Raw genomic sequence first — 7264 nt, forward strand, 5'->3', positions numbered from 1 at the left:
GCCGGGACCACCCCCGCGTATGCGGGGAAGACGGGGCATGGTGTCTCAGCTGCAGATGCAGTTGGGGACCACCCCCGCGTATGCGGGGAAGACTACACTCCCACCCATATAGCGTTGGTACCCCCGGGACCACCCCCGCGTATGCGGGGAAGACTCATCTCGAAGCGAGCCTGGAGGTGGTCGATGGGGACCACCCCCGCGTATGCGGGGAAGACACTCGCTGACCTGGAACAATGTCCCGACACTGGCCATTCTAGATACGACTGCTTCAGCGGCTTGGCAGGGTCAGAGGCGCGCTTAAACCGGAACATAACCGTGGCAGTATGGGCATTAAGAACTGTCCATGATGGGCTCCCATACTTTGATTTGGCCAGACTGCCGGGTGGGCTGGTCACGCCACTTGTACGTCGGCAAGGTCGAAATGGGACTCATGACAAAGTCTTGGATCTCTTCCAAGGTCGACCATTCGGTAGGCGCGGTCAGTGTCAATTGCCTATCGCGGACACCGGACCCGTTCTCGTTACCTGGCATGCCGAGTGCAACTATGCCTGCGATTGCCCAGGCCAGATGGTCTTCGGAGTATCGCCGATCCATATCACCAGAGAAGCGATCGTCTGGGTTGACGTCGAGTCCTCCGGTCCCTTTGCCATCCACGAGGCCGATGGTGGGGTCGTAAAGTGATTGTGTCCGTTGGGCTGGGTCGTCGGTGATAATAGCGAAATAAGGACTTCCGTTCCCGTGGAAAATCGGGATTGAGAACAGTTTCGGCTTTTTGTCGTTAGTGGTGGCGTCGAACAAGAAGGGAAGGGCGTCGGGGCATTGCTCGAGGGCTCGACGCCTATGGCTGAGATACCACTTGTTACGTTTCTTCACTCGATCCTTTGCATCACTATCGCACAAAGTGCCATCCGCATTCCTGAAACCGGCCCCGACCTCTAGAGACAAGGCCATCGAGTTATAGAGCTGCATGTCCCAAGAAGGATCAACTGTCGACGACAGTTCCACCTTGCCGTCGACCACCCTGAGCCTCGCTGAGCTATCGCCATTGCGAACGCAAGAAGCGAGCGCTCCGATGCCTACGAGAAGCATCGTGAGGGAATACGGTCGTGGGCCTGTGAGCACGTGCGTCACCGGATACTCAGCGACATCGGCGAGGGAATCGGGGTTGACGTGGATGTTGAGTGACGTCCACGACTCGGCTAGTCCACTGCGTGGGGAGGCCGATGCCGCCCAATCCGCGCTCCGCAGCACCGTTTCGTAAAATGCCAGACCCCAGGGTCCAAATTGTTCCTCGAGAAGACGGTAACGCAGGGAGTTCGTATGCGTCGTGTCATCGTGTGGACTCAAGCGCCGGGCCCAACCGTGGTGAGTCAGGATCAGGTGGCGCACGAGTTCGTCCGCGAAAGAGTCACCACGAACGGCGGTCGCTGAAAGGACTTCGTGACGCCACGTCGTTTGACCGCGATCAAGCAACGACGGCATCACACGACCGACCGGTTTCGCAACGGGTTCAGGCAGATAGTTGCCGAAACTGTGTTGGAATCCGGGGTCAACCTTGCCGGCGTCATGAAAGAGCCCAGCGCGAGAGACTGCTTCAACCATGTCGTCGGGAATACCGGAAAGCGTCGCGTATTGTTCGGCGAGCTGGGAAGTCTGCACGCTGTGGTCGGCAAGCGTGACGCGTTTGGGGGTGCGTCGCGCTGCAGCTGTGGAGTAGCGGACGCCAACGGCACGGCCGCTGAGCACAACGTCGAGGTTCTCAACGTCAACATAGGAGAAGCGCTCCGCTATGCGTTGCAAAATGAGATCGGCTGGTTCGAGACCAAGTTGCTCGGCAAGCATGAAGAGGTCTTGCTCATCGAGAAGCCCGATATCGAAGAAACCACGTCCCTGCTGAACACAGATCTGCATCGATTGGTCTTCCACCGTCGCTTTCAGCTTTGTAGAGAACCCTGTTGCCGGGGAGTAGCCTCCCTCGGACGCAGCGATAACCACCAGCGCATCCGGTTCCACCTGACTGATGGAGTCGGGCTGCACCCATTCTTCGCCAACACGAATACGACAGTTGACGGTGATGCTCTGCGACTTCGGTTTGTCGCCACTCCCCGCCACAGTATCCGCGAACGACGCATCCGATGATTTTCCAGAGAGAAACGCTTGCGCCTGCCCGATCGGAATAGTGATTGTTTCGTCTGGGAAGACTTGCGCTTGGTCAAGTATCTCATCCAGGTTTTCACGCCACGCCAATGTGACACTAGCGCGGTCTGTCGCATCAGGTCCGAACGCCAACGCTTCCCACGGGACCTGTGCCGGAGGCCTGGTCGAAGTCAAACGCGGCAAGTACTCCTCCACCGAACAGGTACGAGGATCAGGTTCCCATGCCTCGGAGGGCACCACGAGCGTGTTTGCGTCTCCGATCAGACCGTCTTCTGCCTGTGCAAAGAGACTGTCACGCGATGCCTGCATCTGCTCGTCCCCATAAATGGATTTCGTGGCATCGTCAGGATTTTCCGGAATCACGACGGTGGACTCTCGCTCCTGACGCAGACCGGTACGATTCACACGCCCAAAGCGCTGCACCAACGCAGGTAGCGACGGCAACTCCGTCACCAATGCCTCTGCATCAATGTCAACACCGACTTCAACAGTCTGCGTTGCGACGATCACCGTGTCCGGAGTGAAATCATCCGGCAGCGCCCGATCAACGGGTCGAACCGTCGAAGTCAGCAACACGACATTGGCAGGGCTACGCTTCAGCTTCGTACGCAATTTCTTCGCCACATCAACGGCCCGCTTTACCGTGTTCACTACGACCAAGATGCCATCGCTGTCTGGGTCTTGGGAGCGTGAATGGAATGCGGCTTCCGCAGCCGCTACCAGCTCGTCTACCGGCTTCGACGTCTCAACTAATCGGACCGGCTTCTTGATCCCCAACCGAGCCTTCGCAGCCGGAGACGGATCCTCGGCAAGAGAACCAATGAAGCAATCAGCTGACCTCAGGCTTTCAGGAATTGTCGCTCCGAGAACAACGGTCGAGCCAACGAGAGGTGAACGCGGGTACTGGCGTTGGAGTTGCTCCACGTCGCGCCACATTTTGACGGCGGCAGGGGCAAGGTGGGGTTCGTCGATAAGAATGAGACGGTCAACACCCGTAAGGCCTGCATGCATGGACAGTGTGCGTGGGGAGACAGAGACGCCTCGGAACAGCGTGCGGGAGGCAAGCTGTGTTACCGTTGCCGTAATGATTTGCGCACCAACCGGAGTGAGCCACTCACGTTCGGGGGCTTTGCCGCCGTGGAGCGACGTGACACGAAGTACCGACCCCTTGTGATCTCGTGGAAGCAGCTGGCGTAGCGCGTCTCGTACCGGCGCAAGCTGCGGCTGTGTCTCGAGTTTGTTCGCGATAATGGCGCCGTGTGCAGCAGCACCATCCACTACCAAGCGACGCTCAACCGTAAGGAAAATGCGCAGCGGAAAATGGCGCGCGCCCACGCCGTGCTCGGCAACATCTTTTGCTAACGCCCAGACGGCAATATCTAACGTCGAGGTCTTGCCGGCACCAGTTGGCGCAGCGACCTGCTCAGGCCAGCTCTTGCGCTCCCACACTTGCTGGGCGAGCTCATCTTGCCACTTGAACGGCGCGAATCCATGCACCGCCTCGTAGAACGAGGCAAATGTTGGGAAAGTGCTCATGATTGGGCCTCTTTCGCTAGATAATCGGGAAGACATACCCCGGTGCCATGCTTGGGGTCCAGCAGAAGCGGTCCGTGGACGACATCCGGGGTACGCAAAACAAGATGCCAAGCGCGCTGCGTGGGCGACGTCGGAACATGCCGTTGCCCGGCGCGAACAGGCGCTGCAGACATCTCAAGGATTTCGGCATCGGGTACCGCGGCAAGAATCTGCTGGGTAGCCACCCACTTGTCCGGGTGGCCTATGAGCGGAACCGCTGTCATCCATACCTGCGCTGGGCGGAGCCAATAGCTTGGCTGCAGCGTGATCGCCCCGGTATTCTCACCGAGCACCTCAGTATCGAATGACGGGTCAAGGACCACTCCGCCAGTGGTAACGACGCCTAGACCTACCGCGGAACCATCCAGGTAACGGTTGCCTGAACGAGTCAGAGGGAATGCTGCAACGCCGCCTTCACCACGGACTGACTTCGCGTACTTGAGCGCCTGCTCGAGGGGAAGTGGGCGCCGAAAAGCGAGGGGAACGAGCACACTGTCGCTGTTCGGAACCACTGCGGCGGGAGCATACGAAGCTGTCCGCACGCGGTGATCCACGGGAATGGTGACCCGTGCATCCTCACCAAACGTGGATGCGTAACGATCATCAAGCCAGCTCAGGAACCCCGGCGAGAGCACGCGGAGTTGCTTACCTCCCCGTGGCATCGGCGAGTAGAACTCATGCGAGTGCGCACACTGGCGGATCAAATCAGCCTTGGAGGTGCGATCGGCGCGGATCACCACCAGGTCAGACTCGCGGCCGAAATACCCGACGTCGCTGGCGAGCTGCTGCGCCAGCGTAAGCTGCTCATCGTTGAGGACGAGCTCCTCCCAGACGAAGTACAAGTCCCCCGTGACCACAAAATGCCCACTGGAGCGCTTGCGAATCTTTCCACCGCGCTGCCCCATGATTCGCTGCGGACCTGCAAACACAGTTTGATTAGCCTTCTTACCGCCCGGGGTTGCGGTAATCGGCTGCATATACGTTTCTCCTGAGCCTCCTGCATACGCGGGCGGGACGACGATGAGCGGATCCGCCGCAGCGCATATCTCACTCAAAATTGCACGGGCATCATCGACCTGCGGTGAGCGATGCGCCGCAGCAAGCAGCGCTGCGACCAACCTCGCTGGCGACGGCGGGAACACGACATGATCCTCGTGGTGCCCCGAGTACATCCCCGCGACAAATTGAACGGAAAAAGTCAGCGCCACTACTTCTTGCCTTTCTCAGACTTCGAAGCTTTGGACTCGTTTAGGATAGTCGCCGCTCGTGCAGCCAAAATGGCTTCCGGGTACTCGGTATAGATCCGCTCTGCGAAGCGCAGCTCCTCAGGCAGTCGGTCATATGCTGCTTGGAAACCAGCGATCGCTGCGTCCAAGTCAACGTCCCAATCCTCAGCAGTACCAGTAGCGGTGATGCGCTTGAATCCTGATGTCGATTGCGCCGTGACCAGATCACACCCTGAGCGGAGGAAGTTGTCATCCTGCGTAATAAGCAGCCCAAAGATTCCCAGCCAGGCAAGCACATCAGCAATCAGATGCGACGCTTCGCGGTTACCTGGCACCTTAAGGTGCCGCAGGTTGGTCAACGATACAGACGACTGGCGCAGAATAGAACCGCACGAAAAGGCCTTTGTCGTCGGTGCGTTTGGTACAGGACCGAGACCGAACTCCGATGGGGACCGTTTGCCGCCCTCACGCAGCTCCAGTGTCTTTTCATCCAGTTGTAACTTAGCCTCGGACGCGATGCCGCCAAGTACGTCGCCTTTCGTCGCGCCATACGCAATATCGTGCGCGTCGTAGCCCGTCATCACGGAAGAGAGCGAACGCGCCAGCTTGTGACGCCGCGGAGCGACCGAAGACAGCCAGAATCCGAACAGCGCGGAGTTAGGGAAGTAGCGGAACAGCAAGTCCGCACGATCGGCCGAGGCGTTTGTGATGATCTTGTAGACCTCACTATCGCGGTCTGCCCAGATCTGCTTGCCATCAACCTCGCTGTGTCTGATGTACGCATCCGCATGGCGGTGGGAGGTCATCCACGTACTCGCCTCAGCCTGGCGGAGGTCATCGCGCAGCATTTCTGCGAGGAACTTCGCATCATACGGTGCTGGCTCCTTCCACTTCTTCAGCGCATTCGTTGCCACCTTAAGTAGCTTCTCGTCGCTAGTCTTTTCGTGATCCAAGAAGATGCCCGGCAGTTTTGCCCCCAGGAGATCTTCATTTTCGATGATCGCCGTTTCAATCTGCGTTGCCTCAGCGCCTTGCGAATTCACGACGACCGACGGGCGAAGTACGAGCGCACCAGAATCAGGATCCTTTGCGAACTCGCGATAGTCCGATTCAGGAGTAGGCACCGGTTGCGCCTCAGAACGAGCAAACACAGAGCCATCAGAGTTGGCGATGTAGGTCGGCGGTGCGATCGGTGCACCGCGGCCAGCGGTGGGCACCATGTCCCCGACATATGTGATCGCGGCGTAGTTCTTTGAGAGGGAATCATGAGACATAGGAGATAGTCCTTTCAGATAGTTCAAGTGGAGTTATGCAAGTGGTGAGAGCCGCAAAAGGCCGCAGCCAAAGTTTTTCGACCTACCGAAGCCCTCGCGATACGCCTTGAGCGCTAGATCAGGGTCCGCGACTGTGACTTCAGCGGCAATATCTGCAACCGGCACCGTACGTTTCCTGATCGGCAGCCGGTACGAGCGTGCAGCATCAAGACTGGCGACCGAGAAGCCAGCCCGCTCGAGCTTTTCCACCAACCATTGCTCAAGCTTTTCGTTCGGCACGGGGACACGTTTGCCGTGGATCGCAGGCCGATTCGGAAGGTTCCAGATTTCCTCCGACACCCACGTAGCAGGGGTGTACGTGGTTTCAACCGTTGTCTGGAGAAGATAGCGTTTTCCAGCCTGCGGTTCGGTGTGTTCTGCGTCCGCCACCGATATATCCGCTGCCTGTCTCAACGGGATGCAAGAACTGACGAGCATCTCAGTTGGTTTCGCCATCGTCCACAGCAGGTGTGCGGACTGTCGTGGGGATTGGTGATCAAGCACTCCGTCAGGGAGCAGCGCCATCAAAAGGCGGTGGCCAGCGCCGTGGTCTGTCGCGATTTTATTGGCTACTCTCGACGGCAACATGAGCATATACCGCGCGTATGTAGGGTTTTCATTTGTCATAGACCCCAATATAAAAGACGGTCCGGACATTACTGGCGGGCTGTGGAACTCTTGTTCGAACATAGGGGTGAAGAAATCATGAAACTTAGACACTTCCTAGCCTAAGACTTCACGGAACCCATCCTCCAGAGGGCTGCAGCAGATGCTTCTGAGCTAAAATTAGTTTCTTTTGCCACGCTGTTTGAGCGTTGAAACAACTCCAGGACTTCCTGCTCACTAACCTTGAGCGCTATCAGAAGATGAATCGTAACTACTGCGACCGCGGGTTGCGTCCCTTAGTGTGGTGTAACGCTTGCTGATGGTAGGCCCTTGAAAATAGTGGGGCGGCCATCGTCTGTGTCTGATCTGATGTAGGTGGTCCAGTTC

The 7264-nt window shown here is 58.0% G+C and carries 4 protein-coding genes and 1 CRISPR repeat array; all 4 genes read right to left on the minus strand.

Going from position 1 to position 7264, the window contains the following annotated elements:
- Positions 1–3: 3 nt before the first annotated feature.
- A CRISPR array of direct repeats spans positions 4–215; the repeat unit is 29 nt; unit sequence GGGACCACCCCCGCGTATGCGGGGAAGAC.
- 115 nt (positions 216–330) lie between these two features.
- Genes cas3u through HMPREF2785_RS11675 form a run of 4 tightly spaced genes read right to left on the minus strand, consistent with a single transcriptional unit; the run spans position 331 to position 6898 of the window.
- The gene (gene cas3u / locus HMPREF2785_RS10600) at positions 331–3693 is read right to left on the minus strand and encodes a type I-G CRISPR-associated helicase/endonuclease Cas3g (RefSeq protein ID WP_070450018.1); all 3363 of its coding nucleotides are present in this window, start codon (positions 3691–3693) and stop codon (positions 331–333) included.
- Positions 3690–4940, minus strand: coding sequence for a type I-G CRISPR-associated protein Csb2 (gene csb2, locus HMPREF2785_RS10605; RefSeq protein WP_070450015.1), 1251 nt, complete (start codon positions 4938–4940; stop codon positions 3690–3692). Before csb2 ends, cas3u begins: the two co-directional genes overlap by 4 nt.
- On the minus strand, positions 4940–6232 hold the full coding sequence (gene cas7u / locus HMPREF2785_RS10610; RefSeq protein ID WP_070450012.1) for a type I-G CRISPR-associated RAMP protein Csb1/Cas7g: 1293 nt from the start codon (positions 6230–6232) through the stop codon (positions 4940–4942). The genes csb2 and cas7u overlap by 1 nt, the downstream gene beginning before the upstream one ends.
- A 33-nt stretch (positions 6233–6265) precedes the next feature.
- Positions 6266–6898, minus strand: coding sequence for a type I-E CRISPR-associated protein Cas6/Cse3/CasE (locus HMPREF2785_RS11675; protein WP_168164689.1), 633 nt, complete (start codon positions 6896–6898; stop codon positions 6266–6268).
- Positions 6899–7264: the final 366 nt, after the last annotated feature.

The sequence above is a fragment of the Corynebacterium sp. HMSC067D03 genome (assembly GCF_001811185.1).
Lineage (GTDB): Bacteria > Actinomycetota > Actinomycetes > Mycobacteriales > Mycobacteriaceae > Corynebacterium > Corynebacterium coyleae.